The organism is Streptococcus parasanguinis (genome assembly GCF_901875555.1).
Taxonomy (GTDB): Bacteria; Bacillota; Bacilli; order Lactobacillales; family Streptococcaceae; genus Streptococcus; species Streptococcus parasanguinis_H.
Window position 1 is genome coordinate 103,636 of record NZ_CABFMD010000022.1, and the last position, 26,709, is coordinate 130,344.

Here is a 26,709-nt window from a genome sequence, read left to right on the forward strand (position 1 = left end):
TGTATAGGGCCTGTATTAGACGGTGAAAACACGCTTTTTTGTTTAAATCGGACTTTTCGGACACCCTAAAGAAAAATAGAAGTGCTAAGGTTTGCTATGGTTTGATATATATAATCCTTGAAGTTAGAAGAGGCGAAAATGTCTATTTTATAAAAATTATTTTAGTTCAATTAGTTTGTTGTAAATTTTTTCAGTTAAGGCTTTTTGTTGGCTGGCAGTGAGGTGGTGAGAGGTACGAATGACGATAGTACCATACACGTAATGAGATCCAGGGTCTAATACTCCACCGTCAAATGCTGAAAGGTATGTATTTCTCTTTTCAGCTTCTTCTTTGGTCTTGTAAACTTCAATAGCGCCTCCTGCTTCAGTTCCCTTATCTACTAGATTAGCACCCTCAATAGGTTCAGTTACTTGGTTATCTGCAAAATAAATAGAAGCAGTATAGCCACCTTGTTTGTTCAATAAACCATTAGGATCATTTTCTTCTGTAGCATGTTGCACTTCTTGAATTGTATCTACTTCTTTCAATCGTTCCTCAATAAAAGAATCTTTAGGGTTTGTAATTTGTGCTAATTGCTTCACGCTATTTTGATATGCTGTTAATTTCTCAGTAATGTTTTTTTGTGCGCTAGAATAATCGACAGGTTTCGCAATTTCTTTTGCTTGATCTTCAATTTTTTGTGTATCGCTTTCCATTTTTGGAGCTTTACGAATTGAAGTTTTTGCTTCTTTAACAGCAGTTTTTAAATCTTCTAAAGTCTTAGCTTCTAATGGTTTAGCTTTTTCTTTAATGATTTTTTCAGTATCAGCAATTTGTTTTTCAATTGCTTTATTATTCTCATTAAGTGTATCAACAGACTTTTCAAAGTGACCTATTGCAGTTTGGTGAGGGGCATAAGATAAGAAACAGTAGCCCGCTCCACCAGTAGCAAGAGCTAAAACAACAGCAGTAGTAATAATTTTCTTTTTCATAATGTTTCTCCTATATATTTTTAATAGTATCCTAATCTTTTATTTTTCTAGTTTCATTTTGTCATTTGTTATACCTCGTTTCTACCTTTTTGCGATTATTAATATCAACCGTTTGCGCGTGGGTTCGTTTATTCATCTACCATGGTTTGAACTAGCTCTAATAATAAATCCTGTTTTTGATCACTTAATAACGCAAACAAAGTTAACAATTTACTTTCTTTATCTGGTAATGATCCTATCGCACTTAGAAGCATTGTGTAACTTTCCCAATCCGATTCAGGTCCATCCATTTTGATGTATTTGTCTTTGATTTTCTCTAAATCTGATTTAGTTACTAAGGATAATATTTTTGATTTTGCCATATTGGTCCAATCATCCTTATTTTGCTTTCTCAATTCAGAGAATGCAAAAAATTCATCAGGATATTCACTATATCCCAATAGATAGCTAATCGGAACATCAAAAAAACTTGATAGTTGTTCAGCATTTAATGTACTTATCGAATGTTTTTCATTTTCCCAATTTGAAATATTCATTTTTGAATAGGATTTTTTATTCTTATAAATGCTGTTCAATTCATCAGCTAATTGTTGTTGTGTTAATCCTTTGTCTTTTCGTAATTTTTTTAAATTATTCATACTTCATTCCTCAGTATAATTATAATTACTTTCTTTACGAAAGTAAAGTTTTTTTTTATCAACTCTTGACAAATAAAGAAAAACTTTATAAAATGAGTTTGTAAAATAAAACTTTACAGAAAGGAGGAGTTATTTTGAAAGTAAGTAATTTAGAATCAAGAGCATTGAGGAGAAAACAAGCTGACAAGTTACTAACATCATTAGAAGCAAGTAAAGAGATTGGGGTAAATCCAGTAACGTATAAAAAATTGATCACTTGTGGTGAAGTGAGAACATCAATTTATAGGAAAGCCATGGAATGGCTTGCGAAAGATTATTGAAGCAACAAAAAAAGGCCTGTAGCCACCAACTAACAAGCCTTAAATAGAATTAACTAAAACACAGGACAGCAGGCAAGCCGTAAGGGTTTTAGAAAATATTTTTATGGTTAGATTATACCATTCTTTGGTATTTATTAAAAGTAGAATAAGACTTAATGGTGAAGTATTTTAAAGGAAGATTGGAGAACAACATGAACAAAACAGAATTGATTAACAAGATTGATAAGGCAATGGATCGACTAGTTTTCTTAGCTGAAATTACGGAGGGTGAAAAAACTCTAACCGCTGGTTTAAATACCATTTGTAACATTCTTTTTGAAATTAGTGGAGAGATTTCACTTAACGGAATCAAGGAGGATGAAAATGTTTAGTTTGAGTAAAGAAAGTTAATTTGAATTATCTCACGGTCTTTTAGATCTGGTTGATAATTTTTTAAAATCAAAAAGCCAACCAGAACAAAGACTATTAGGGCTTATGACAGCAAAGCAGTTAAAAGATGAACTGAACGTAACAGACAACACACTGAAACGCTGGGAAGAAAACGGCTTGAAACGCTATCAACCACCACTAGAAGACACGCGCAAAGTGTACTATAAAGTGAGTGATATCTTGATCTTTTTGGGGGTGGAAAAATGAGCGGTATACATTTAAAACACCCTGCTTTTGGGGTTACAAAAATTGGCCAAGAAAAAGCAGGAAAAAACAGGCAAGAAACCTATGAACAAATGAAAGAACGGCAGAAATTAAAGAAGTTGCGAAAATTTAAAAATAGGGGGCGCGTGATTTGAATATAGTTGATCAATTGAAAGAAGTCGTTTCTTTAAATTGGACTGATGAAGATTATGGACAGTCAAAGCATAAGGCTGATTATAAAAAGCAACTTGCTAATATATATCAATTAGATAGCTTTAATAATATCGAACATAATAAAACGAAGATCTTAATACCTGAAAGTGAAGTTATGTATATCGCTGATAGGAATGGTGAACAGAAAAAATTTATCTGTTGTAGCAGTGTAAAAATATCAAATAATAGCGAACCCACAGTGAAATATAAGGCCACATTCCCCACCTTTGCCAAAATGGTAATTGATTATTTAATGGGTAGGTATGTGGTATTTGATAATCGTATTTACGATATAAATAACCAGCAAGCAAAACTAATAGATGAAATGACCCTTGCAAAGCTTTACGGGTTTAAAAATGATATTGGTTACGTGGTGGATATTCTAAAAGGAATTGACAAACATTTTCACGTTGAACCGGTGAGAAAGTTAGAGCTTTATAAAATAGCTGGTAAGGACTTTATAATTGATTTAGAAACCCACACCATCACGCGCACTACAATAGATAACCAACGATCATTTTTTAAATACTACCCTGTAGGCTATGATAAAGCTATAGAAAGCAAAGAAGTAGCAATGGATTTTCTAACCTATGTTATTGATGATCCTGATAGTTTACACAATGCACTGTTACAGACCTATTATATGGTACAGGTCGCTAGTGGTTTAAGGAGTAAGACAAATTTTTTTCTTGCCAAGTCTGGAGTTAGAACAGGAAAAGGCTTACGTCATATCGCTTTATCTGGTCTGCTTAATAAAATTGATGTGGAACTGGATAGCCTTATTGCTGGAGGATTTGAAGCCAGCAACGCCTGGGCTACATTTTCCGGTGGAGAAATGGCCTTGGCAACTGAACAGGGCGATATTATAGGGGATAAAATAGAGCGCGTACTAAAGATCATAGCAACCGAGAAAACCCATCTAGGGCGCAATGTAGGAGGTAACCAAGGTTTGGTATATCTAACCAGCGTTCTATGTATCGATACCAATAGGAATGTTTCGCTGTCTGATGAAATGAATGGGCGGAAAGTACTTATTCAATACAAGGATAGGCCAAAGGGGGAAACTGATTTGGAACGTGAACAGACCTTTGAAAAATATTGGGAAGCATTTACTGACCAAGATAAAACTCCCAAAATAGAGGGCTGTATAGGCTTCTTGCTGGCCAGTCTGGATTATTTCAAAGAGCAAGGGGAGAAGTTCATTTGGAAAGATGTAGAGGTTTATAACGGTAATGAAGCCTTAGATGATTTTCAGACGTGTTTGATAAATGAACTACAGTTATCTGAATACGTGATAAGGTCAAACAAAAGTAATCTTATAGACATTTATAAAAGAACTTATGGTAACAATACAGCTAAAGTCAAAAAGGCTTTGGAAACTATAGGGGTTAAATCCACTCAGAAAAGAATCAATGGGGAAGTAATGACCATTTACTGTGTTGCAAACCAAAAAAGGTTTAATAGTTTTATTCCACATGAGGAAACTGTAAACAAGGAATTAAGTATGTTCCCACCTATTGAAGATGATCCCTATCTTTAAAAATGTAAGCTGGTAAGAAGGTGTAAGGTGCGACCACCTTACAGGTTATACCCTACTCTCCCAAGAGGTTATCTTATACTGTAAGGTGTGTAATATGGTTTTAGGGGGGATAAAGAAATAAATAAAGAAAGAAAATTAGTATTAGAGGTATAGGAAAACCGCCTTACACGTCTTACCGTCTTACAAATTCAGTAATATCAAGGGTTTCAGCTGTAAGATGGTCAGAAATTCCCACCTTACAACCATCTTACATTTTTAGAAATAAGCCTAAAATTTAAAAAAGGAGCAAAAAATGAAAACTAAATTATTTATCCGTCATGGCTGGAAACAATCATTAGAAGAATTTGAGCAAGAAGTAAATGACTTTTTGGCCACTGTTCAAGTGGTGGATGTGAAGATCTCAGAAGCAACGTTTGGAAGTAGTGAAGATATGGCAGTACAGACTACATTATTAGTGATTTATCAATAAGTATAAAAAGTACTAAGAAGACAGGGGCATAAATGGAATTAGAGCAATTAAATGAAAAGCTAGAAAATATAAAATGGCTAGACAAAGAAATAGAGGAGCTTAAATTAGAAATAGAATCCCTTGACAGTGGGGTATTTAAGCGTAGTTCTCTTTCTGCTTCACCACTTCAAAAAAGTTCTAATAATAATGCTGAAAATAAAATAATTTCTACAATTAAGTTGAAAGAAGACTTGGAAGAACGACTAGAAAAGGTTATCAATGAACGTCTGGAAAGCGTTAGAATGATCGATAAAAACCCATACGCGTTAGAACGTACAGTATTACGCTTATACTATGTTAGAGCCTTGCCGAACTGGGATGTGGCTGAAAAAATAGATACTTCAGTACCAACAATGTATCGGATCCTAAGAAAAGGAAAAGAACGATTAGCAAAGATTTTATAGAAAGATAATTAGTGCGCGTGATTTACCCACTGAAAAAACAAAAAATGCTAACATTTGCTAACGTTTTAAAAGCAATAGGGAAAAACCTAATTAATTTTACCCGTTCAATTTAATAAGATGGAGCTTTAAAATATTGGTAAATGCTGGAGAAAGAATTTATAAATGGTTTTAGTCCAGGTATATTCTATCTAACTGATCATTCAGTAATTCGATAGATTTTTCTAGTTTCAAAATTCTTTCTTCTAACTCTTCAATATTGAGGCGTTCGTCTAGCTTTAGTGCATTAAGTTTAATTTGTAAAATAATATCTTGAATCATAAGAAAATGGTAACAAGAATCTGAATATTATTTTTAAGGTTTATCTATTCTGCTAGTTTTTTCATCTATTCGGTAAGATAAACTACTTCAAATTAAGAATTGTCGTTTTATATGGTCTGATTTAGACGTAAATTAGCACTGTACGAGCATGTTACTTTAATACTTGCTAGAGTAAGAATTTAAAAGTTATTATAATATTGACCTCTATGGTTCATTTTTTGAAAGAATCTTTTTATTTCACTTGGTTCAGGGTGTAAAATAGTTTTGATTCGTGCTATACTATAACTAGATGAAAAAAATCTAATGGTATAATGGAATGTGAGTTTATAGATGTTGGTTTTTAAAGTACCAACTAAAATTAGTGACAAAAATACTTAATAAGTGTATAATAGTAACATTTAAGATATTAAAAGCAATAGTCTTTATATAAGGAGGCAGGTTATGAATAACAAAACTACTTTCTTAGTTGCTAAAAATGATTTTGCATCAGGTGTATCTAGGATCCTTGACATTGCGTCTACAAGAAATAAGAGAATCTATAACACATCAAAATCAGGAGAAGAAGCTGATAGGAAAGCCATTTTTAATGATTGGTATATAATTGGTGATGATATAAGAGGTGCCTATGACAAACTCAAAGAAGAAATCAAAGCAGAAGCCTAATGAGGCTACTGTTGATCAAGTTACAGAGTATATCAAAAAGCAACCAGATGACGTTCAAGAAAAAGTTGCAGACATATTACTTGCTAGACGTGTTGAGAGTATGAGCTATTCTGGTCCTATTCCGCATCCAATGTTATTAAAAGAATTTAATGATGTAATTCCTAACGGGGCTGACAGAATAATGGCAATGGCAGAAAAACAATCTGAACACCGCATTAATATAGAAGATAAAGTGGTCAATGCTAATAATAGAGATAGTTTTTTGGGTGTTGTTTTTGCTGGAATTATCGCAATTCTTATTGTATTGGGAGCAATATTCCTAATTTATAATAAAAGGAGTATTCAAGGGTTTGCTATATTGATTGGAGCTTCAGCGACCTATATAGGTGTCTTTCTTAAGAGTAAGTCCAGCGACAACAAAAGTCTTGAAAAAAATGAATAAAAAGCACCCCAAAAGGGTGCTAGATCTTGCCTGCTGAACTCGTAAATGATTGACCCCTTGAGGGTCGTTTTTTTGTTCAGTTATTTGTGGAGTTCGGGGAGTGATCTAATGATATTAAATGACCCATTAAAAGCTAAAAAATGTTATTAAATCAAGGTTACAGACTGTTAATATACTCTAATAAATGCCGTTTGAAATTCTATCATAAAATATGGTAGAATAGAAAACAGGAGGTAAGGAATGTTTCGAAATAGTAAATTGTTATTCTGGACATGTGAGATTTTATTATTGACGGTGATTTTCTATATTTGGAAATCAATGGGGACTTTAATTTCTCCATTTGTATCTGTTCTGAATACCATCCTCTTACCATTTTTAATTGCAGGTTTTTTATACTATATCACCAACCCGATTGTTGAATTGTTAGAAAAACACTTAAAAATCAAGCGTGTGTTTGGGGTTTTGATCACCTTAGTACTCTTGTTTGGGATCATTGGTCTAGGGATCTTTTATCTGCTCCCCATCTTAATCAATCAGTTAACCAGCTTGATTAATTCAACTCAAGGACTATACTGGGAAGTCCAAAGTTTGGTTCGAAAACTTTCGACCAATCCTTTGTTCCAGAATGTAAATATCCAATCGACGATTCAACAGTTGAATCTCTCTTATATGGATATCCTACAAAATCTCTTAAATAGTGTGACCAACAGTTTGGGAAGTGTGGTCAATACCATCGTCAATACGGTCTTTATTTTGATCATGACCCCTGTCTTCTTGGTTTATTTCTTGATTGATGGCAAGAAATTGTTGCCCATGTTAGAGCGGACCGTTTTACGCAATGACAAACTCCACATTTCAAGCCTCTTGGTTAGTTTGAATGAAACAGTCTCTCGCTATATTAGTGGGATTTCGATCGATGCCTTGATCATTGGAACACTAGCCTATATTGGCTATAGTTTTATTGGATTGAAGTACGCTTTGGTCTTTGCCATTTTTTCTGGATTGGCCAACTTGATTCCCTATGTAGGACCAACTATCGGGTTGATTCCGATGGTCATCACTTATGCTTTTACCGATATGGATATGATGATCAAAGCAGTCATTTACATGTTGATTATCCAGCAGATCGATGGAAATATTCTGTATCCGCGTATCGTTGGAGGCGTGATGAAGGTTCACCCGATTACCATTATGGTTCTCTTATTGCTCTCAAGTAATATCTACGGAATTATCGGAATGGTCGTTGCGATTCCAGTCTATTCGATTGGGAAAGAAATTGTAAAATTCTTGGCCAATCTTTATGATAACCACCGTGCGGCCAAGGAGCAGAAGAAAAAAGAAGAATTTGGAATCATTAATAAATCCTAGACTCTAGCGCCTATATGGGCCTTGGAGTCTTTTTTGTACATTTTTTTGGAGAAATACCGTAAAAAAGTCAACAAGTGTTATGAAATGTGTTAAAATATAAGTGATTTTGAAAGAAAATAGGAAAAGGTAGGAAAAGATGAGACTGCTCTTATCCAAAAAACAGAGACGCCAATTGCAATTGTTGGAAATCTTGATTAAGGAAAAAAGATGGTTCCACTTGAAAGAGTTGGCCAAGCGTTTGGATTGTACTGAACGTTCGTTAAAAGAAGATTTGTCTAATCTTCGTAGTACATTCGATGACTTTTTAATTGAATCCTCTACCAATGGGATCAAGATCAGTTATGAGGATTCGGTTGGACTTGAGGTGATTTACCATCACTTTTTTAAAGAATCACAGGCCTTCGCCTTGATTGAATACCTCTTCTTCCACAAGGATGTTTCCAATGAATATATTTGCAGAAAGTTTGATCTGAGTTACCAATCTTTCTACCGTTTGATTCGGACGATCAATCAGAAGCTTCAAACCAAATACAATGTAAAAATTGATTTGAAACCCTTGAATCTTGTCGGGGATGAAGTGGATGTTCGTTTCTTCTATGCCCAGTATTTTGCGGAACGTTATTACTATATGGAATGGCCTTTCCCAGAATTTAAGGAAGAGGCCGTGACCGATTTGATCACCTTCTTCTTCAAGCTCTATGGCTATCCTTTGACCTTCTCTGTCATCAAGTCTTATAAAGTTCTCTTGACAGTCTACTTGTCACGGATTAAACAAGGCTATTTCATCGATATGCCAACGACCTTTGAAGCCTATAAAGATCAATATCAAGGAGTAACCAATGTCGAGGAGATGTTGCGCTACTTTAGTTTGCAGTTGGGTGTTGAGTTAAATGAAAACGTGTTGGAGCAGTTCTTCATCATCTTCATTCAAGAGAATTTCTATTTCAGCCCAGAAAGCTTGATCGAAGCTGCAGAAACGGATCCTTATGCCAAAGAGTCGACCAAACTCATCAAAGATATGTTCAAGGATCTATGCTATACCTATGAACTAGAAATTGAAAATCTTGATGAGATGTTGATGCATGTCCATAATACATCTCATCTTGGTCGGAAGGAATTATTCTCGGAGTTTCTCTTATTTGATACCAAGACCAACACCAATGAAGATTTCATGAGCATCTTCCCAGCCTTCTATGATGATTTGAAGGAGCATATCATCACTTATATGAAGACCATGAAGCATGATCTGAACGATGAGATCATCAAGCACATGATCTACACGGTATACACTCACTGGGAACGTCTCTTGCCACAGTTATTACGCCGTCGGAAGTCTATTAAGGTCTTGATTATCAGTCGTTTTGACGATCACCATGCCAAATCCATGATTGATTTCCTTGATTTTTACTGTACGGATAACTTTGAATTTACGCAGATGATTAAGTACAATCTAACCGTGAATGATATCGAAGCTTCGGATGCAGATGTGGTGGTGGCCAACTTTATGATGCCCGAATTAAAGAAAAAACCTTTTATCTGTACAAGTAGTCTCTCATCACTTGAACTGGTTGAAAAACTCAATGCCTTCTTTTATGATTTTACCAGTGCAGAACACTAAAATCAGGACCTGGTCCTGATTTTTTGATGGTAAAAAAAGAAAATGACGTAGAAGAATGCAGGCTCTCATATTTTGTGGTATAATATACAATATTATATACTGGAGGAAACTATCCATGGAAGACCCTGGCAGTCAGGAAATTTTACTGGAATTTATCTTACTAATTGTTTTGACATTATTGAACGCCTTTTTCTCGGCGACTGAGATGTCAATGGTATCGCTGAATCGTGCGCGTGTCGAGCAAAAGGCTGAAGAAGGGGATAAGAAATACATTCGTCTGCTCAGCGTATTGGAACAGCCCAACCATTTCTTGTCCACCATTCAGGTAGGAATCACCTTGATTACCATCTTATCTGGGGCTAGCCTGGCAGATAGTCTTGGTCGTGTGATTGCTGGTTGGATGGGCAACACCAAAACAGCACTTGCAACTGGAAGCTTTTTATCTCTTGCTTTTTTGACCTATATTGAGATCGTCTTTGGGGAATTATACCCGAAACGAATCGCCATGAACTTGAAAGATGAGTTGGCAGTTCGAACAGCTCCGATTGTCATTTTATTAGGAAAAATTGTCAGCCCCTTTGTTTGGTTGCTTTCAGCATCGACAAACCTCGTGAGTCGCTTGACGCCGATGAAGTTTGATGATGCGGATGAAAAGATGACGCGGGATGAAATCGAGTATATGCTAACTAATAGTGAAGAAACACTAGATGCGGACGAGATTGAGATGCTCCAAGGAATCTTTTCATTAGATGAAATGGTAGCGCGTGAAGTCATGGTCCCACGGACAGATGCCTTCATGGTGGATATCAACAATGATACTAAAGAGATTATCGAAAGTATCCTTAAGCAAAACTTTTCACGGATTCCTGTCTATGATGATGACAAGGACAATGTCATCGGTCTCATCCATACCAAACGTCTCTTGAACGAAGGATTTATCAATGGCTTTGATAATATTGTCTTAAGAAAGATTTTACAAGAACCTTTGTTTGTTCCAGAGACCATTTTTGTGGATGATCTTTTGAAGGAATTGCGCAATACCCAAAATCAAATGGCTATTCTGCTTGATGAATACGGTGGGATGTCTGGTTTGGTTACTCTTGAAGACCTCTTGGAAGAAATCGTCGGTGAAATTGACGATGAGACGGACAAAGCAGAAATTGATGTCTTTGAAATTGCGGACAATACCTATGTCGTACAAGGAGCCATGTCACTAAATGACTTTAACGAATATTTTGATGTTGAGTTGCAAAGTGATGATGTGGATACCATTGCAGGGTATTATCTGACAGAGGTTGGGCGAATTCCAACCTTGAAAGAGCGACTCAGCTGCGAAGTCGATAGTCAAAAGAAACACCTCATTTTGACAAATGACAAAGTAAAAAATGGTCGTGTGACGAAGGTGAAAGTTGAAATTTCTGAAATCGTCGAGGAAGATGAAGAAACCAAATCAAAAGAAGAATAGAAAATAGAGGCCTGGATGTGTTCCAGCCTCTGTTTTTTTCTTGTCAGGACCAGTTGAATTTTCAAAAAATTTCAAAAATTTCTGAAATAGTCTTGACATCAAAAAAAAATTACGGTAAGATAATACCCATAAATAAAGAAAGCAGAAAATAAACATGAAACAACAAGCCATTTCCATTCAAAAATTTTACTTTAGCTACTTTAGATAGTGTTTGTAGACATGATCTCATGGATGCAAACAACCCAAGCAATTTGTTTGTATCTATGTGGCTAAGATTTTTGAAGTTGGTCCATAGAGCTAGTATCTAAATGGACCAAGGTTTTGTAACTTGTTGGAGAATTTCAGGCATCCGTTTAGAGAATCATCTAAGCGGATTTTTTGTTTATTTTGCAGAAAAGGAGTCAAAAAATGAAAGTAGTGAAGAAATTACTAGCACCTGTCCTGGTTGTAGGACTTCTGTTAACATCATTGGTGACTTTACACCATCTAAAGGATGCTAAAAAGGATAATGTCTTTCGAATTGGGATTTCCCAGTACATCACCCATAAGTCGCTCGACGCGACACGAAAAGGATTTATCGAAGAGTTGAAGAAAGAGGGCTATGTGGATGGGAAAAATATCCAGATTGATTTCCAAAATGCCCAAGGGGAGCAACGAAATCTGAAAAATATTTCCAAACAATTGGCGGAAGAAAGTGATCTCGTCTTTGCGATTGCAACCCCTTCTGCACAAAGTTTGGCAAATACCACTAAATCAACACCTATTGTTTTCTCTGCTGTGACCGATCCATTGGCAGCCAAGTTGGTGAAAAACTTGAAAGAACCAGGTGGCAATATCACAGGGACAAGTGACCAGTCAGAAGATGCAATCGCTACACAGGTAGATATGATTAAGCAAGTACTTCCAACGGCGAAAACAGTTGGGATCCTCTATACGCAAAGTGAGCCTAACTCCGTCGTCCAAAAAGACAATGCGAAGAAGATCTTAGAAGCTAAAGGCTATCAAGTGGTTGAAAAAACCATCCTCGATAGTAACAATGTGAAAGCTGCAGCAGACAGTATTATGTCAGAAGCAGATATCGTCTTTGTTCCGACGGACAATATTATCTCTTCTACAATGGACACTGTCAAACAGGTCTCTATCAGCCATAAGGTGCCAGTTTTTGGTGGATCTGCTGAAATGGTGGCTACTGGTGGCTTGTACAACTTTGGTACTGATTATGAGGAATTGGGAAGACAAGCTGCTCGGATGGCCATTCGCATCATGAAGGGTGAGAAACCTGGCAAAGTCGCTGTTGAAACACCTGAAAAATTAGAATTGCATACCAATAAAGAGATGGCAAAAGAGCTTGGAATTGATATTAGCTCGTTGAAGGTAGAAAAATAGGAGGTTTGAGATGAATTTCGTTTTATCAAGTTTATCAGAAGGTTTATTGTGGTCGATCATGGCGATCGGTGTTTACTTAACATTTCGAATTTTAGATATTGCCGATATGACGGCAGAAGGAGCCTTTCCACTTGGGGCAGCAGTCGTTGCTTCACAGATCCAGGCAGGACGCAATTCTTGGCTAGCAACTCTCTTAGCGTTTGGAGCTGGGATGATAGCAGGCTTGGTCTCTGGGATTCTCCATACAAAAATGAAAATTCCAGCCCTCTTGACAGGGATTGTCACTTTGACGGGTCTCTACTCTATCAATATCAAAATTATGGGAGGAGTACCCAATCTCTCTATTGGCGATGCCAGCACCATTTTCAAAAGTGTCATGAAATTGGGCTTGTCCAACGAAGAAGCTGTCTTTTTGATTAGCATTTCTTGCTTGATTATCGTCTGTATCTTGTTGACCCTCATAATGAAGACGCAACTTGGTTTGGTTTTGCGCTCGACTGGTGATAACATTCCAATGAGTGAGGCAAATGGGGTCAATGTCGATCACATGAAGATGTTGGGTTACATGATTTCCAATGGTTTGATTGCCCTTTGTGGAGCGATGTTTGCGCAAAATGATGGTTTCTCAGATGTGACTTCTGGTACAGGGACGATCGTGGTCGGCTTGAGTGCGGTGATTATCGCAGAAGTCTTGATTCACGATTTAACCATTGGTTGGCGCTTGCTTTCCATCGGGGTTGGGGCTATTGTGTACCGTTTGATTATCTTAAATATTTACGAGATCCCAAATCTCGATCAAAATATGGTTCGTCTCTTCAATGCGATCTTACTCGCGATTGTCTTGTTCGCTCCTGAGGCGCAAAAACGTCTTCGGGTTCGCGGATTGAAGTTAGGAAATAAGTAGGAGAAAAGTATGGCAACATTATTATCAATTGAAGGAATTCATAAGACATTTGAAGCAGGAACGGTTAATGAAAACCACGTCTTAAAAGGCTTGGATCTCCAAGTGGAAGAAGGAGATTTCATTTCGGTCATCGGTGGAAATGGAGCTGGAAAATCAACCTTGATGAACATCTTGGCAGGAAATCTGGTCGTGGATGAAGGGGATATCTTGCTAGAAGGTGACTCTATCAAAAATACGAGTGTTCGTAAGCGTGCGAAGGATATTGCGCGTGTCTTCCAAGATCCTAAGATGGGGACGGCTTCTCGTTTGACCATTGAAGAAAATATGGCCATTGCCCAACGTCGTGGTAAATCTCGTGGTTTGGGCTGGGGGGTTCGGGAGAAGGATCGCGAGTTATTCCGTGATGCCTTGAAGGAACTGAATATTGGTTTAGAGAACCGTCTCAAAGTCGATACTCAATATCTATCTGGTGGGCAACGCCAAGCTTTGACTTTGGTCATGGCAGCCTTGGTTAGACCCAAACTCTTGCTTCTGGATGAACATACCGCAGCGCTTGATCCCAAGACCAGTGAAATGGTCATGGAATTGACACAAAAGATCGTGGAAAGCCATGATTTGACAACCTTGATGATTACGCATGATATGAACCATGCTATTGAATACGGCAACCGCTTGATCATGCTCTACCAAGGTAAGATCGTTGTCGATGTCAAAGGAGAAGAAAAGAAAAACCTAACGGTTGAAGATTTGATGCGCCTCTTCCAACAAAACAGTGGTGAAACTTTGGTGAGTGATGAATTGGTCTTAGGATAAAATAAAAGAGAGTGGGACAGAAATCGGTCATTCGTTAGAATTCGATTTCGTCGTCCCACCTCCGCACAGTTGAGTAGGGCTGTAAAAGCTGATGAAATCAGCTTTTACAGCCCACTCAACCACTGCGTCTTGCTCGACAATACAAAGATAACTGAGAGGCTAGGACTTTTGTACCAGCCTCCTTTTTTATTTCCTCCGCTCTGCATAGTCGACAAAATGAAATTTGTCTAATTTGTGTCGGTTTTCGGTGAATTGGAATTGTCGTCCGTCTGCTAGGTGAACTTGTGAGCGGACCGATACCACGTGTTGGTCTTTTCCAAGATCCAGTAAGATCTTATAGCGATTATCGATTGGTGAAATCAAAATTTCTTTTTTGGCATAGCCAATCTGCAAATTCAAGTCTTCTTCTATATATTGGTAGATAGAGCGCTGGGCAATTTTCTTGGTTAGGCCAGGGATCCGCTCTCTATCCAGGTAATCAATATCTAAGACAGAAGAGACGCCATCCACCACTCGTTGCCGGGTCACTTTCCAAACCAAACGGTGAAAGGGAAAGCCAGTTTTTTTGGCTCCTTTTTCATCGATAGTGATCTTTTCAAAACGAATGACATTGGTTTCTGACTGAAGACCAGAAGCTTTGACGATTTCTTGGTAGCTGGTTAATTACGAGACAGGAAAGTCAAAATGGGATTGCCTACAAATTTGCGACCCCATCCCTTGAACAGTCTCGATAAAGCCTTCCTCCTGCAAGAACTTGAGGGATTTGCGGATGGTATCTCGGCTGACCTGGTAGTGTTCTTTTAAGTCTTTTTCGCTAGACAGAAAATCCCCGACTAGATATTTTTCTTCTAATATTTGCTCTTTTAAAATTTGATAGATATGTTGGTATTTTTTCATGATTTGGACTCGTTTGTCCGTTTTTTTTGAAAAATATTTTTGAAAGCGCTTGAAAATGTAAAACCATTCCCTTATAATAAAAGAGGAAAACTTTTTAGGGATGGAGAAAAGCATGAGAAATAACGGTAAAAAGATTCGTTTACTGGGAGTGGCTACCTTATTGGCTAGTCAGTTGGGAGTCTTTAGTAGTGTCTTTACAGTAGTTGCAGACGAGACCACAGCTTCGACTTCAGAGCCAGCGCTGGTAACGAGCACTAGCAGTGAGGAAGGAACGACAAATCATTCGACTTCCGCTACAACAACTACAGAAACTACGACAAGAGCCTCGAGTGATAAAGAAGAGTCAACGAGCAGTTCCTCAGACGATACTGAGGAGAAAACGGTTAAGATTGGGGAAATTCAAGGAGAATCGCAACGCTCTCCACTTGAAGGCCAAAAGGTAGCCATCAAAAATGCGGTGGTGACTAAAACAGACCGCTATGGTTTTTATGCCCAAGATATTGAATCGGATGGTAATAATCGGACTTCAGATGGGATTTATGTAGTTTCTAAATACAAGGTCAAGGTCGGTGACAAGGTAAAAATCACTGGTACTGTCAAGGAAGGTTATATGGAAGAAGTCACCTTGGGAGCTGGGAAGACCTTTAAGGAACCGACGAATAGTTTAACAGTGACCATGTTGGTTGATGCTTGGATCACAAAAGACGGGACAGCTCCTCTTCCAGAAGCTGTGAATATCACTGCGGGGATGCCGGCAGATGTGAAGCCTAATCCAACTGCTTATGCTCCAGAAACCGATGCCCTCGATTATTGGGAAAGTCTGGAAGGCATGCTCACTGTGGTAAAAAAACCTCATGTTCTAGGTCCTCAGTACAAAGGAGATATCTATGTATTGGGAGAAGATTTTACAGGCCTTCCTTTAAACAATATTGGAGGTTTGAATCTACGGCCACATGCGCAAAATACAGCGACAATCCCGGTTTATGTTGGTAATCAGTTTGTCGCAAAAGCCAAAGATTACTTTGCAGAAGATGTGACAGGAGTGGTAACGTATCGGAATAGCTTTTATAAGTTAGAGCCTACTCAACAGTTGACGGTCCAAGATGGTGGCTTGCAGCGTCAAGCAGCTCAAACCCAGCCAAGTGAGGACAAGCTGACCATCGCTTCCTACAATATTGAAAACTTCTCGGCCAACAATGCTAAAAATGAAACCCCAGAGGATAAGGTGACGCTGATTGCCAATTCCTTTATCCATGAGATTCACAATCCAGATATTATCACTTTGATCGAAGTGCAGGACAATAATGGTAGTGTGGATGACGGGACGACCAGTGGTGTTGAAAGTGGACGTAAACTAGCCAATCGGATCAAGGAATTGGGTGGCAAGAGCTATGAGTATACGGAGGTTGCTCCACTAGATGGCGCTGACGGTGGAAAGCCAGGTTCCAATATTCGCTTGGGAATTCTCTACAATCCGGAACGCGTGACCTTGGCCAAAAAAGAGGCAGCGACTAGCAACGAAGCAGCGCAATTTGACAAGGGACACCTGGTTAAAAACCCAGCTCGGATTGCCCCTAGCGATCCATCGTTTGATCATACTCGCAAGTCTTTAGCCGTTGAGTTTGAATTCAAAGGCCAACCAGTTGTGGTGATTGCCAATCACTTGAAATCAAAAATCGGAGATGATGCTATTTATGGGGCAAGCCAACCAGCAGTGGAACATACCTTGCCAACTCGTGAAGCACAAGCTAGTGTCATCCATCAATTCGTCCAAGAAGGATTGAAGCAAAATCCGAAGACTACCTTCGTTTTGACGGGTGATTTTAATGATTACGATTTCTCAACCACAGCACAGATCCTTGCGGGCAATGAACTAACCAACTTAATGTCCCAACATGACGCAGGTGATCGCTATTCTTATTTTTACCGTGGAAGCAATCAAGTTTTGGATAACATTTTTATCTCAAACAACATGGCAGCCAGAGCAAGGTTTGAACCAGTCCATATCAATGCTTCCTTTATGAAGGAACACGGTCGTGCATCAGACCATGATCCTGTCTTGGTCCAAATCGACTTTAGTGGAGCACAAATTTCAGGAACGCCGACGGATGATCAAAAAGGGAATTCAGGCCAACCAACGGAACAAACCAGCCCTTCTTCATCGAATACAGGAACTCAACTAGTCCCTCATCAGGAGCAAGCTAATGAACAAAAGAGTTCAACATCTAAGAACCTAGAGACTACCAAGGACGAAGATGAGAAGCAAGAAGACAAGGAAGAGGCAGCAACAGAAACTAAGACACCAGGCAAACGGAAAATCCTTCCATCTACTGGACAAGAAACAAGCTATCTAGCTCTTTTTGGGGTGGCAGTAGCTACGATGAGTCTGGTCTTGTATAAGAAAAAAAGGATGACTCACTAACGTGTTTCATAAGAAAAATCTAAAAAAGGAGTCGCTAGCTCCTTTTTGTTCCAAAATACAGGACAGATAGTTCCATATTGGAAACTGTACTAGGACAATGAAAAATCCTGAAAAGAACAGTTTCTTTTCAAAAAGAAGCTTAAACTCTTTAAAATAGATGGAATCGTGATATAATAAAATCATAAAACGTTTTCAAGAGAAGAGGTTCCTCAATGGAAAATGAAACAGTTGACTATGGAAAAGTAACAGGAATGGTACACTCAACAGAAAGTTTTGGAGCGGTAGACGGTCCAGGGATCCGCTTTATTGTCTTCCTGCAAGGGTGTCAAATGCGGTGCCAATATTGCCACAATCCAGATACATGGGCAATGGAAACCAACAAGTCCCGTGAACGGACAGTGGATGATGTCCTAGAAGAAGCTCTCCGTTATCGTGGATTTTGGGGCCAAAAAGGTGGGATCACTGTCAGTGGTGGAGAAGCCCTCTTGCAGATTGACTTCTTGATTGCTCTTTTCACCAAGGCTCAAGAGTTGGGCATTCATTGTACCTTGGATACCTGTGCTCTTCCTTTCCGGAATACGCCTCGTTATTTGGAAAAATTTGACCGCTTGATGGCAGTGACTGACTTGGTGCTTCTTGATATCAAGGAAATCAATGATGAACGGCACAAAATTGTGACCAGCCATACCAATAAAACGATTTTAGCTTGTGCCAAGTACCTATCTGATATTGGAAAACCCGTCTGGATTCGTCATGTTTTGGTTCCTGGGCTTACAGACCGGGATGATGATTTGATCGAGCTTGGAAAATTTGTTAAGACCCTGAAAAATGTTGATAAGTTTGAAATTCTACCCTATCATACCATGGGGGAATTCAAATGGCGTGAATTGGGCATTCCCTACAAATTGGAGGGTGTGAAACCACCGACAAAAGAACGGGTTCAAAATGCAAAAGATTTGATGGAAACAGAAAGTTACCAAGATTACCTGAAACGGGTCAAAGGATAAAAAGTATAGACAGTTGGGCCTTCCAGCTGTCTTTTTCTGATGAAAAGCATCACTATTCCCTTTCTTTAAATGGCAAAACGTGCTAAAATAGGGTAAATAGATAAATGAAAATAAAGAGGTAGAAACATGTCAAAAATTCTTGTTTTTGGTCACCAAAATCCTGACTCAGATGCTATCGGTTCATCAGTAGCCTTTGCTTATCTTGCAAAAGAAGCTTACGGTTTGGATACAGAAGCAGTGGCTCTGGGTACTCCAAACGAAGAAACAGCTTTTGTATTGGACTATTTTGGTGTGGAAGCACCACGCGTGATCACATCTGCTAAAGCAGAAGGCGCAGAGCAAGTCATCTTAACAGACCACAACGAATTCCAACAATCTGTTTCAGATATCGCTGAAGTAGAAGTTTACGGTGTGGTGGATCACCACCGTGTGGCTAACTTTGAAACTGCCAGCCCACTTTACATGCGTTTGGAACCAGTTGGATCAGCATCTTCTATTGTTTATCGCATGTTCAAAGAACACGGTGTAGCAGTGCCAAAAGAATTGGCCGGTTTGATGCTTTCAGGTTTGATTTCAGATACTCTTCTTTTGAAATCTCCAACCACTCACCCATCAGATAAAGTGATTGCGCCTGAATTGGCTGAATTGGCTGGTGTAAACTTGGAAGAATACGGTCTTGCCATGCTCAAGGCTGGTACCAACTTGGCAAGCAAATCAGCAGAAGAATTGATTGATATCGATGCCAAGACATTTGAACTCAACGGGAACAATGTCCGTGTGGCTCAAGTCAACACAGTTGATATTGCTGAAGTCTTGGAACGCCAAGCTGAAATCGAAGCAGCTATCCAAGCCGCAAATGCAGCTAACGGCTACTCTGACTTTGTTTTGATGATTACAGACATCGTCAACTCAAACTCAGAAATTTTGGCTCTGGGTGCTAATCTGGACAAGGTAGAAGCAGCTTTCAACTTCAAACTTGAAAACAACCACGCTTTCCTTCCAGGTGCTGTTTCACGTAAGAAACAAGTGGTACCACAATTGACTGAAAGCTTTAATGCATAATGATAGATGGGGAAGCCCATTGTTAAAAAGGAGTTTCGGCTCCTTTTTTGCTAGGAGGAGACCATGTTAGAAACAGGTGATTTGATTTTTGTAAAGGACCCGTCAGATATGGGACAGGCCATTCAGGCTTCAACAGGGAACTACAGCCATGTGGCTATCTTTTTGGACGGCTTGATTTATCACGCAACTGGGGAAGCTGGTGTTGTCTGTCAAGAACCGGTAGATTTCTTTGAGTCAGATCGAGTTTACGATCTTTATCGCTATCCGGGAATTGATCTCAAAGAGGTCAAAAAGAAAGCAGAGAGCCACTTAGGGGCTCCCTATAATGCTTCCTTTTACCCAGATGGAACCGGTTTTTACTGTTCCCAATATATTGCAGAAATCTTACCCATTTTTGAGACTATTCCCATGAAGTTTGGAGATGGGGAGCAGGAGATAGGTCCGTTCTGGGTGGATTACTACAGAGAACTCGGTCTAGCTGTACCTCTGAATCAGCCAGGAACCAATCCGAGTCAGTTATCATCCTCTCCACTGTTGAAATGTAAAGAAAGGAATCTTCATGATTCGGATTTTTAACCCATCTCGTTTGACACGTCAGCCTTTTTTTAAGGACTTGATCAACTATTTGGATCAGCATAACGATGTGATCCTGCGGCAGATCAAGGCTCAATTTCCAGATCAACCAGTGGATAAGCTGATGGAGGGATATATCAAAGCAGGCTTCATCCTAAGGGAAAATAAACGCTACACCCTCAACCTGCCCTTCTTGGAGTCAGCTGATCGGGTTGAACTGGATCAAGAGGTCTTTGTCCGAGAGGACAGTGCAGTTTATCAAGAATTAAAAGCCAAGGTTTTTCAAACGGAACTCTGCAACACGACCAATGAAGCGATTCTCATAGAGGAGACGGACTTTGCGCGAAATGCACAGACACTTTCCAATTACTTCTACAAGGTGAAACACCAATACCCTTTGACAGAGGACCAAGAAAAACTCTATATCATTTTAGGAGATGTCAATCCTGAGTATGCTCTCAAGTATATGACTAGCTTTTTGCTCAAGTTCCTCAAGAAAGAAGAAGTCCAGCAAAAGCGCAGAGACATCTTTGTCGATAGTTTAGAAGTCTTAGGCTATATCCGAAAAAATGATGAAGGCAAATATAAATTAGCAGTGGATTTGGACAAGGAAAGACTGATGTTTAGTAAACAATAGAAAAGGCTAGGAAAAGTTCCTAGCCTCTGATTGAAGACAAAGTCATCTTAAAAACTTTCCTTAGGTGAGTGCGGACGTCAGCGAACTTCTAAGAAGTTCCATGACTTAGTTTTGAACCTAAAGTTTTAAAACTCCCGAGTGCTTGAAACGTAACGTTTCAAGCACTTTTCTCACAGCGGAAAGTTTTGGTGTTTTCTTGATTCATTTTAAAAATTTGAACTGATTTTTTTCTAGAATCGCTTCACTTTTTTTATTTTTAACTAGTTTGTTTACATTACAAGGCCAGGAAAATTTCCTAGCCTTGTTTCGTTTGATTATAGGTACCGTTTAGCAATGGTGGCATCACCTGGATATGCTTCTTTTACGCCATTGACGATTTGGTAGCAGTCAGCTCCTTTTCCTGCGATAATGACGGCATCTTCAGGCTTGCTGGTCGTTGCCATAGCCACTTGAATGGCTTCTTCGCGATCTGCGATTTTCTCTACAGGGCGCGTGATGAAACTGCTAATCTCTTCAGCGATAGCCAAAGGATCTTCATAGTTGGGGTCATCCGCTGTGAGGAAGACTTGGATTTCAGGATGGTCTTCTAAGAGCAAGCCAAAGTCCTTACGGCGGCTCTCACCTTTATTCCCAGTTGATCCGAGGACTAGTGAAATGGTTCCCGTTTGATGGGTTTCGACAACTGAGAGCAGTTTTTTCAAGCTATCACCATTATGGGCGTAGTCGATGAAGACCTTAGCACCGTTTTGCTGAGTCAAGACTTCCATTCGGCCAGGAACCCGCGTCTTGGCAATTCCTTTTTGAATGTCCTCGAGGCTCGCTCCTAGGCGAAGGCAGGCGAGACCTGCTGCTACAGCATTTTCTTGGTTGAAGCGACCAATCAGTTGGATGTCATAGTCTCCAGCTAATTTACCAGTAGCTGAGAAACGAAAGGCTTTGGAGTTTTCAATTTGATTCTCAGACTGGCTACCATAGAAGTCGTGCTTCTGGTCCTCGACTTGTTCTTTCAAGACAGAGAAATGATCCATATCGCTATTGATGACAACAGCTTGGCTATTTTTCATCAAGAGACGTTTGTGGTAGAAATAATCCTCAAAAGTTGGATGTTCAATCGGTCCGATATGGTCAGGACTAATATTCAGAAAAACGCCGACATCAAAGGTAAGACCGTAAACCCGTTTCACCAGATAAGCTTGACTGGAAACTTCCATAATGAGGTGGGTCCGATCATTGGCTACTGCCTGAGCCATCATAGCAAAAAGATCAAAACTCTCTGGTGTTGTCAGAGCTGATTTAAAGAAGTTTTTACCATCCAGTGTCGTATTCATGGTAGACAGCATAGCTGGACGGTGGCTTTGTTCCAAAATATGGTAAGCAAAGTAGGCCGCTGTTGTCTTTCCCTTGGTCCCTGTGAAGGCTAATAATTTTAATTGTTTCTCAGGGTGCCCATAAAACTCCATGGCAATTAAGCTCATGGCTTGCTTGATATCATTGACAAGAATGGCAGGGATACCAACTTCATAATCTTTTTCAGAGACATAAAAGCCGAGCCCATTAGAAATAGCCTGTTCCAGGTATTCTTTTTTGAAGTTCGCCCCTTTGACAAAAAAGAGGGTGCTAGCAGACACCTTACGGCTATCATAGCTAATGGCATCAAAAATTGTTCCTTCTAGATGGTAATGGTATTCTCCATTTACTAGAACTTCTCGGAAATTTTGGTCATGTTTTAAAATGTTGAAGGTTTGTTCAATTGTAATCATAAAACTATTGTAAACCGAAAGTCTGAATTTTACAAGTAACATGGAAAAGTTTATAATGAAGAGAAGAAGAAACGAAAGAGGACGTTTATGAGTCACGAACAAAATGACCAGCAAGCCCAGATGCTACGCGGGACTGCCTGGATGACAGCTAGCAATTTTATCAGCCGTTTGCTCGGAGCCGCTTATATTATTCCTTGGTATATTTGGATGGGAAAATATGGGCCACAAGCCAATGGTCTTTTTACAATGGGATACAATATCTACGCTTGGTTTCTCTTGATTTCGACAGCTGGGGTACCTGTGGCTGTTGCCAAGCAAGTAGCCAAGTACAATACCCGGGACCAAGCCGATCATAGCTTTGCTTTGATTCGAGGATTCTTGAAATTCATGGGAATTCTAGGCCTTGGATTTGCCATTCTCATGTATCTTTTATCACCTGTCTTTGCTAGCCTTTCAGGTGGTGGAAAGGAGCTCGTTCCAATCATGCAGAGCCTTTCTTGGGCTGTCTTGATCTTTCCTTCGATGAGCGTGATTCGTGGTTTTTTCCAAGGTTTTAACAACATGAAACCTTACGCCATTAGCCAGATCGCAGAGCAAGTCATCCGGGTCATCTGGATGTTGCTTACGACCTTCTTCATTATGAAGATTGGCTCAGGAGATTATGTGCAGGCTGTTACGCAGTCAACCTTTGCTGCCTTTATCGGAATGGTAGCGAGCCTTCTGGTTCTCTTTTATTACCTTGGTAAGACAGGCTTGCTCTCATCTATTTTTAGAAAGCAAGAGGAAAGTGAGGAAATCGATACTCGTGCGCTTCTCGTGGATACTATCCGTGAGGCCATTCCTTTCATCATCACTGGTTCCGCCATTCAGCTCTTTCAGATTATCGACCAGATGACCTATAGCAATGTCATGTCTTGGTTTACCAACTTTAGTCGCTCAGAGCTCTTGGTTCAGTTCAGCTACTTTTCTGCCAATCCAAATAAAATCACCATGATCTTGATCGCAGTAGCGACTTCGATTGGGGGAGTAGGGATTCCTCTGTTGACTGAGAATTATGTCAAGGGCGACCTAAAAGCGGCAGGCAAGCTCGTACAGGATAACTTGACCATGTTGCTAGCCTTCTTGCTTCCAGCTACCTTTGGTGCAGTAGCAGTCGCAAAACCACTTTATACAGTATTTTATGGGCAACCAGATGACTTGGCTTTGGGACTCTTTATCGTAGCGATGTTGCAGACGGTGATTTTGGGTCTTTACACAGTCTTGTCCCCAATGATTCAAGCTCTCTTCCAAAACCGCAAAGCTATTCGCTACTTCCTCTATGGAGTAGTGGTGAAATTGGTCCTCCAAATTCCATTTATTCTGGTCTTTCGTTCTTATGGGCCGCTTTTGTCAACAACTATCGCCTTACTGGTACCAATCGTACTCATGTATCGGGAGATCCAAAGCATTACTCAATTTAATCGGACCATCGTCTTCAAGCGCACATTACTTGGCTCCATTCTAACGGTGGTGATGCTACTTGGAGTCTTGATCGCAGGCTTGATTTTGGGCTGGATTTTCCCACCAAATGGCCGTGTATCGAGCATGATTTATATCATCGTCATTGGAGGCTTAGGTGTTGCTATTTATGGAGCTTTAGGATTATGGCTACGGTATTTTGACCGCTTTATCGGAGGGCAAGCAGCACGTCTCAGACAAAAATTCCGCATCAAATAAATCAGAGGTTGGGTAAAAAGAACCCAGACTTTTCTTATAGTTTGAAACTATAGCTGGGTCTTGAAAATGGGAAAACCGCTCTCCTCATAATAGTGATAAAATAGTAAGCAGTTAGATTAATTGATTTTCGGAGGGCAATATGAGTAAAAAACGCAATATCAATACTATTTTAGCACAGGCAGGAATCAAGTCAGATACAGCTACTGGGGCTTTGACCACGCCTTTGCATTTCTCGACGACTTACCAACACCCAGAATTTGGTCAGTCTACAGGTTTTGACTATACCCGTACGAAAAACCCAACACGTGCGACTGCTGAAAAGACCTTGGCAGCTATCGAAAGTGCGGACTATGCTTTGGCGACAAGCTCTGGAATGTCAGCCATTGTGCTTGCTTTTAGCATTTTTCCTGTTGGATCGAAAGTTTTAGCGGTTCGTGACCTTTATGGAGGCTCTTTCCGCTGGTTTAACCAACAAGAGCAAGAAGGTCGCTTCTCTTTCACCTATGCCAATACAGAAGAAGAACTGATCCAACACCTAGAAAAAGATCAAGTGGATTTCCTCTATATTGAAACGCCAACTAATCCATTGATGTTGGAATTTGATATTGCTCATTTAGCCAAATTGGCCCATGCAAAAGGTGCCAAAGTCGTGGTGGATAATACTTTCTACAGTCCTATCTACCAACGCCCAATTGAAGAGGGAGCTGATATTGTGCTCCATTCAGCGACCAAGTACCTGGCTGGTCACAACGATGTCTTGGCTGGTGTTGTTGTGACAAATGATCCAGACCTGTATGACAAACTCTTTTACAATTTGAACACGACCGGTGCTGTTCTTTCACCATTTGACAGCTATCTCTTGATTCGTGGTCTCAAGACGCTCTCTATCCGGATGGAGCGCTCCACAGAGAATGCTCGCAAGGTGGTAGAGTTTTTGAAAACATCCCCTCAGGTCAAAGAAGTCCTCTACACTGGAAAAGGTGGAATGATCTCCTTTAAAATTCAAGATGAGAAAAAAATTCCCAACTTGCTGAATTCCCTTCAAGTCTTTACCTTTGCAGAAAGTCTTGGCGGAGTGGAGAGTTTGATCACTTATCCTACCACTCAGACTCATGCAGACATTCCTGCAGAAGTTCGTCATTCATATGGTTTGACAGATGATCTGCTTCGTTTGTCCATCGGAATCGAAGATGTGAATGATTTGATCGACGATTTGAAACAAGCATTGGAGGCTTAAGATGACCAGATATGATTTCACGACTTTACCCAATCGCTTGACCCACCATACCTACAAGTGGAAAGAAACAGAGACAGAACCAGAGATCATTCCGGCTTGGATCGCGGACATGGATTTTAATGTCATTCCAGAAGTACGAGAAGCTGTTATCGGTTATGCTGACCAAATGGTTTATGGCTACACCTATGCATCGGAAAGCCTCTACCAGTCGATCCTTGATTGGGAAAAAAATGAGCACGGCTATTCCTTTGACAAGGAAACTGTCGTCTTTATCGAAGGTGTTGTGCCAGCTATTTCAACAGCCATTCAAGCCTTCACCAAGGAAGGGGATGCTGTCTTAATCAATACACCAGTCTATCCTCCGTTTGCACGAAGCGTCAAGCTCAATCGTCGAAAATTAATCGAAAATTCGTTGATCGAAAAAGACGGACTTTTTCAAATTGATTTTGATCAGTTGGAAAAAGATATTGTGGAGCAAGAGGTTAAACTCTATGTTTTGTGCAATCCGCACAATCCTGGAGGCCGTGTATGGGATCGTGAGGTCTTGGAAAAAATTGGCCATCTCTGCCATAAACATGGGGTCCTACTCGTTTCAGATGAGATCCACCAAGATTTGGCCTTGTTTGGCCATCGTCATATCAGCTTTAACACAGTTGATCCAAGCTTTAAAGACTTTAGCTTGATTTTAAGTAGTGCCACCAAGACTTTCAATATTGCAGGAACAAAAAATTCTTATGTGGTTATTGAAAATCCAAAGCTTCGCACGGCTTTTAAACAACGGCAATTGGCCAATAATCAACATGAAATCTCAGGCTTGGGTTATATTGCAACAGAAGCAGCTTATCGCCATGGCAAACCTTGGTTGACAGAACTCAAGCAAGTCTTTGAAAAACACATTGACTATATTGTAGATGAATTGCATGAAAAGACCCAAATCCGTGTCATGAAGCCCCAAGGAACCTATCTACTTTGGTTGGACTTTTCAGCCTATCCTTATACCGATGATGAGCTACATGCTAAAATCCATGACCAAGCCAAATTGATTTTGAACCGTGGAACAGATTTCGGAAAAGAAGGAACCTTGCATGCCCGCCTCAATGTAGCAGCACCCTTCACCCTCATTGAAGAAATTACCAAACGATTGGTGGAAACTTTTCACAAATAGGTGTTGACTTTCTGCTCATGAAGGAGTA

At 39.6% G+C, this 26,709-nt stretch carries 26 protein-coding genes and 1 pseudogene; 23 read left to right on the top strand and 4 right to left on the bottom strand.

Annotated features, from left to right (window positions below; all coding sequences use genetic code 11):
* Positions 1-156: 156 nt before the first annotated feature.
* On the bottom strand, positions 157-972 hold the full coding sequence (locus JX304_RS05485) for an EbhA (protein ID WP_205011600.1): 816 nt from the start codon (positions 970-972) through the stop codon (positions 157-159).
* Between the two features lie 128 nt (positions 973-1,100).
* Entirely contained in the window at positions 1,101-1,610 is a 510-nt protein-coding gene (locus JX304_RS05490) for a helix-turn-helix transcriptional regulator (protein WP_205011601.1), read from the bottom strand.
* A gap of 134 nt (positions 1,611-1,744) precedes the next feature.
* Here JX304_RS05490 and JX304_RS05495 point away from each other — a divergent pair, with 134 nt between their 5' ends.
* The 15 genes from JX304_RS05495 (at position 1,745) to JX304_RS05565 (ending at position 14,205) form a co-directional block, all read left to right on the top strand.
* Positions 1,745-1,930, top strand: a complete 186-nt coding sequence (locus JX304_RS05495) for a hypothetical protein (RefSeq protein WP_061591457.1) — start codon at positions 1,745-1,747, stop codon at positions 1,928-1,930.
* A 191-nt stretch (positions 1,931-2,121) separates the two neighbouring features.
* Positions 2,122-2,301, top strand: coding sequence for a hypothetical protein (locus JX304_RS05500; protein ID WP_205011602.1), 180 nt, complete (start codon positions 2,122-2,124; stop codon positions 2,299-2,301).
* Positions 2,302-2,347: 46 nt separating this feature from the next.
* Positions 2,348-2,566: a MerR family transcriptional regulator gene (locus JX304_RS05505; protein ID WP_239649413.1), complete on the top strand. Its 219-nt coding sequence runs from the start codon at positions 2,348-2,350 to the stop codon at positions 2,564-2,566.
* A complete protein-coding gene (locus tag JX304_RS05510; RefSeq protein ID WP_185755159.1) occupies positions 2,563-2,718 on the top strand; it encodes a hypothetical protein in 156 nt (51 codons plus the stop codon). The genes JX304_RS05505 and JX304_RS05510 overlap by 4 nt, the downstream gene beginning before the upstream one ends.
* The gene (locus tag JX304_RS05515; protein WP_239649410.1) at positions 2,715-4,316 is read left to right on the top strand and encodes a phage resistance protein; all 1,602 of its coding nucleotides are present in this window, start codon (positions 2,715-2,717) and stop codon (positions 4,314-4,316) included. Before JX304_RS05510 ends, JX304_RS05515 begins: the two co-directional genes overlap by 4 nt.
* Before the next feature lie 292 nt (positions 4,317-4,608).
* Complete coding sequence (locus tag JX304_RS05520; protein WP_205011603.1) at positions 4,609-4,785, top strand: hypothetical protein; 177 nt, start codon at positions 4,609-4,611, stop codon at positions 4,783-4,785.
* Between the two features lie 32 nt (positions 4,786-4,817).
* Entirely contained in the window at positions 4,818-5,228 is a 411-nt protein-coding gene (locus tag JX304_RS05525; protein WP_205011604.1) for a DUF1492 domain-containing protein, read from the top strand.
* A 759-nt stretch (positions 5,229-5,987) separates the two neighbouring features.
* Positions 5,988-6,209: a hypothetical protein gene (locus JX304_RS05530; RefSeq protein ID WP_205011605.1), complete on the top strand. Its 222-nt coding sequence runs from the start codon at positions 5,988-5,990 to the stop codon at positions 6,207-6,209.
* Positions 6,172-6,651: a DUF2335 domain-containing protein gene (locus JX304_RS05535; RefSeq protein WP_205011606.1), complete on the top strand. Its 480-nt coding sequence runs from the start codon at positions 6,172-6,174 to the stop codon at positions 6,649-6,651. The genes JX304_RS05530 and JX304_RS05535 overlap by 38 nt, the downstream gene beginning before the upstream one ends.
* Positions 6,652-6,891: 240 nt before the next feature.
* A complete protein-coding gene (locus tag JX304_RS05540) occupies positions 6,892-8,019 on the top strand; it encodes an AI-2E family transporter (protein WP_205011608.1) in 1,128 nt (375 codons plus the stop codon).
* A 136-nt stretch (positions 8,020-8,155) separates the two neighbouring features.
* Positions 8,156-9,637 (top strand): M protein trans-acting positive regulator PRD domain-containing protein, encoded by a 1,482-nt coding sequence (locus JX304_RS05545; protein WP_205011609.1) that lies wholly within the window; start codon positions 8,156-8,158, stop codon positions 9,635-9,637.
* A 115-nt stretch (positions 9,638-9,752) separates the two neighbouring features.
* On the top strand, positions 9,753-11,102 hold the full coding sequence (locus tag JX304_RS05550; RefSeq protein ID WP_205011611.1) for a hemolysin family protein: 1,350 nt from the start codon (positions 9,753-9,755) through the stop codon (positions 11,100-11,102).
* 408 nt (positions 11,103-11,510) lie between these two features.
* Positions 11,511-12,488: an ABC transporter substrate-binding protein gene (locus JX304_RS05555; RefSeq protein ID WP_205011612.1), complete on the top strand. Its 978-nt coding sequence runs from the start codon at positions 11,511-11,513 to the stop codon at positions 12,486-12,488.
* Between the two features lie 10 nt (positions 12,489-12,498).
* Positions 12,499-13,392 carry an ABC transporter permease gene (locus JX304_RS05560; protein WP_205011614.1) on the top strand — a complete coding sequence of 298 codons (894 nt, stop codon included), beginning with the start codon at positions 12,499-12,501 and terminating at the stop codon, positions 13,390-13,392.
* A 9-nt stretch (positions 13,393-13,401) separates the two neighbouring features.
* Entirely contained in the window at positions 13,402-14,205 is an 804-nt protein-coding gene (locus JX304_RS05565) for an ABC transporter ATP-binding protein (RefSeq protein WP_205011615.1), read from the top strand.
* A gap of 186 nt (positions 14,206-14,391) precedes the next feature.
* Here JX304_RS05565 and treR read toward each other — a convergent pair.
* Positions 14,392-15,102 (bottom strand): annotated as a pseudogene (gene treR / locus JX304_RS05570) (trehalose operon repressor).
* Between the two features lie 112 nt (positions 15,103-15,214).
* Here treR and JX304_RS05575 point away from each other — a divergent pair.
* The 5 genes from JX304_RS05575 (at position 15,215) to JX304_RS05595 (ending at position 20,803) form a co-directional block, all read left to right on the top strand.
* A complete protein-coding gene (locus tag JX304_RS05575) occupies positions 15,215-17,524 on the top strand; it encodes an endonuclease/exonuclease/phosphatase family protein (protein ID WP_205011616.1) in 2,310 nt (769 codons plus the stop codon).
* A 212-nt stretch (positions 17,525-17,736) separates the two neighbouring features.
* Positions 17,737-18,531, top strand: a complete 795-nt coding sequence (pflA, locus tag JX304_RS05580) for a pyruvate formate-lyase-activating protein (protein WP_003008306.1) — start codon at positions 17,737-17,739, stop codon at positions 18,529-18,531.
* A 126-nt stretch (positions 18,532-18,657) separates the two neighbouring features.
* Positions 18,658-19,593 (top strand): manganese-dependent inorganic pyrophosphatase, encoded by a 936-nt coding sequence (locus tag JX304_RS05585; protein WP_205011618.1) that lies wholly within the window; start codon positions 18,658-18,660, stop codon positions 19,591-19,593.
* A gap of 63 nt (positions 19,594-19,656) precedes the next feature.
* A complete protein-coding gene (locus JX304_RS05590) occupies positions 19,657-20,169 on the top strand; it encodes a YiiX/YebB-like N1pC/P60 family cysteine hydrolase (RefSeq protein WP_205011619.1) in 513 nt (170 codons plus the stop codon).
* Complete coding sequence (locus tag JX304_RS05595; RefSeq protein WP_205011621.1) at positions 20,153-20,803, top strand: DUF1803 domain-containing protein; 651 nt, start codon at positions 20,153-20,155, stop codon at positions 20,801-20,803. The genes JX304_RS05590 and JX304_RS05595 overlap by 17 nt, the downstream gene beginning before the upstream one ends.
* 314 nt (positions 20,804-21,117) lie before the next feature.
* Here JX304_RS05595 and JX304_RS05600 read toward each other — a convergent pair whose 3' ends face one another.
* Positions 21,118-22,563 (bottom strand): UDP-N-acetylmuramoyl-L-alanyl-D-glutamate--L-lysine ligase, encoded by a 1,446-nt coding sequence (locus JX304_RS05600; RefSeq protein WP_205011622.1) that lies wholly within the window; start codon positions 22,561-22,563, stop codon positions 21,118-21,120.
* A gap of 87 nt (positions 22,564-22,650) precedes the next feature.
* On the opposite strand from JX304_RS05600, the gene JX304_RS05605 reads away from it, so the two are divergent.
* From JX304_RS05605 to JX304_RS05615, 3 genes are all read left to right on the top strand, one after another.
* Entirely contained in the window at positions 22,651-24,279 is a 1,629-nt protein-coding gene (locus JX304_RS05605) for a putative polysaccharide biosynthesis protein (protein ID WP_205011623.1), read from the top strand.
* 139 nt (positions 24,280-24,418) lie between these two features.
* A complete protein-coding gene (locus JX304_RS05610; protein WP_205011625.1) occupies positions 24,419-25,516 on the top strand; it encodes a cystathionine gamma-synthase in 1,098 nt (365 codons plus the stop codon).
* Between the two features lies 1 nt (position 25,517).
* A complete protein-coding gene (locus JX304_RS05615) occupies positions 25,518-26,681 on the top strand; it encodes a MalY/PatB family protein (protein ID WP_205011626.1) in 1,164 nt (387 codons plus the stop codon).
* Positions 26,682-26,709 lie beyond the last annotated feature (28 nt).

Coding starts and splice junctions, on each gene's coding strand:
- JX304_RS05485 (WP_205011600.1), bottom strand. CDS start 972: ATGAAAAAGAAAATTATTACTACTGCTGTTGTTTTAGCTCTTGCTACT.
- JX304_RS05490 (WP_205011601.1), bottom strand. CDS start 1,610: ATGAATAATTTAAAAAAATTACGAAAAGACAAAGGATTAACACAACAA.
- JX304_RS05500 (WP_205011602.1), top strand. CDS start 2,122: ATGAACAAAACAGAATTGATTAACAAGATTGATAAGGCAATGGATCGA.
- JX304_RS05510 (WP_185755159.1), top strand. CDS start 2,563: ATGAGCGGTATACATTTAAAACACCCTGCTTTTGGGGTTACAAAAATT.
- JX304_RS05520 (WP_205011603.1), top strand. CDS start 4,609: ATGAAAACTAAATTATTTATCCGTCATGGCTGGAAACAATCATTAGAA.
- JX304_RS05525 (WP_205011604.1), top strand. CDS start 4,818: ATGGAATTAGAGCAATTAAATGAAAAGCTAGAAAATATAAAATGGCTA.
- JX304_RS05530 (WP_205011605.1), top strand. CDS start 5,988: ATGAATAACAAAACTACTTTCTTAGTTGCTAAAAATGATTTTGCATCA.
- JX304_RS05535 (WP_205011606.1), top strand. CDS start 6,172: ATGACAAACTCAAAGAAGAAATCAAAGCAGAAGCCTAATGAGGCTACT.
- JX304_RS05540 (WP_205011608.1), top strand. CDS start 6,892: ATGTTTCGAAATAGTAAATTGTTATTCTGGACATGTGAGATTTTATTA.
- JX304_RS05545 (WP_205011609.1), top strand. CDS start 8,156: ATGAGACTGCTCTTATCCAAAAAACAGAGACGCCAATTGCAATTGTTG.
- JX304_RS05550 (WP_205011611.1), top strand. CDS start 9,753: ATGGAAGACCCTGGCAGTCAGGAAATTTTACTGGAATTTATCTTACTA.
- JX304_RS05555 (WP_205011612.1), top strand. CDS start 11,511: ATGAAAGTAGTGAAGAAATTACTAGCACCTGTCCTGGTTGTAGGACTT.
- JX304_RS05560 (WP_205011614.1), top strand. CDS start 12,499: ATGAATTTCGTTTTATCAAGTTTATCAGAAGGTTTATTGTGGTCGATC.
- JX304_RS05565 (WP_205011615.1), top strand. CDS start 13,402: ATGGCAACATTATTATCAATTGAAGGAATTCATAAGACATTTGAAGCA.
- JX304_RS05575 (WP_205011616.1), top strand. CDS start 15,215: ATGAGAAATAACGGTAAAAAGATTCGTTTACTGGGAGTGGCTACCTTA.
- pflA (WP_003008306.1), top strand. CDS start 17,737: ATGGAAAATGAAACAGTTGACTATGGAAAAGTAACAGGAATGGTACAC.
- JX304_RS05585 (WP_205011618.1), top strand. CDS start 18,658: ATGTCAAAAATTCTTGTTTTTGGTCACCAAAATCCTGACTCAGATGCT.
- JX304_RS05590 (WP_205011619.1), top strand. CDS start 19,657: ATGTTAGAAACAGGTGATTTGATTTTTGTAAAGGACCCGTCAGATATG.
- JX304_RS05595 (WP_205011621.1), top strand. CDS start 20,153: ATGATTCGGATTTTTAACCCATCTCGTTTGACACGTCAGCCTTTTTTT.
- JX304_RS05600 (WP_205011622.1), bottom strand. CDS start 22,563: ATGATTACAATTGAACAAACCTTCAACATTTTAAAACATGACCAAAAT.
- JX304_RS05605 (WP_205011623.1), top strand. CDS start 22,651: ATGAGTCACGAACAAAATGACCAGCAAGCCCAGATGCTACGCGGGACT.
- JX304_RS05610 (WP_205011625.1), top strand. CDS start 24,419: ATGAGTAAAAAACGCAATATCAATACTATTTTAGCACAGGCAGGAATC.
- JX304_RS05615 (WP_205011626.1), top strand. CDS start 25,518: ATGACCAGATATGATTTCACGACTTTACCCAATCGCTTGACCCACCAT.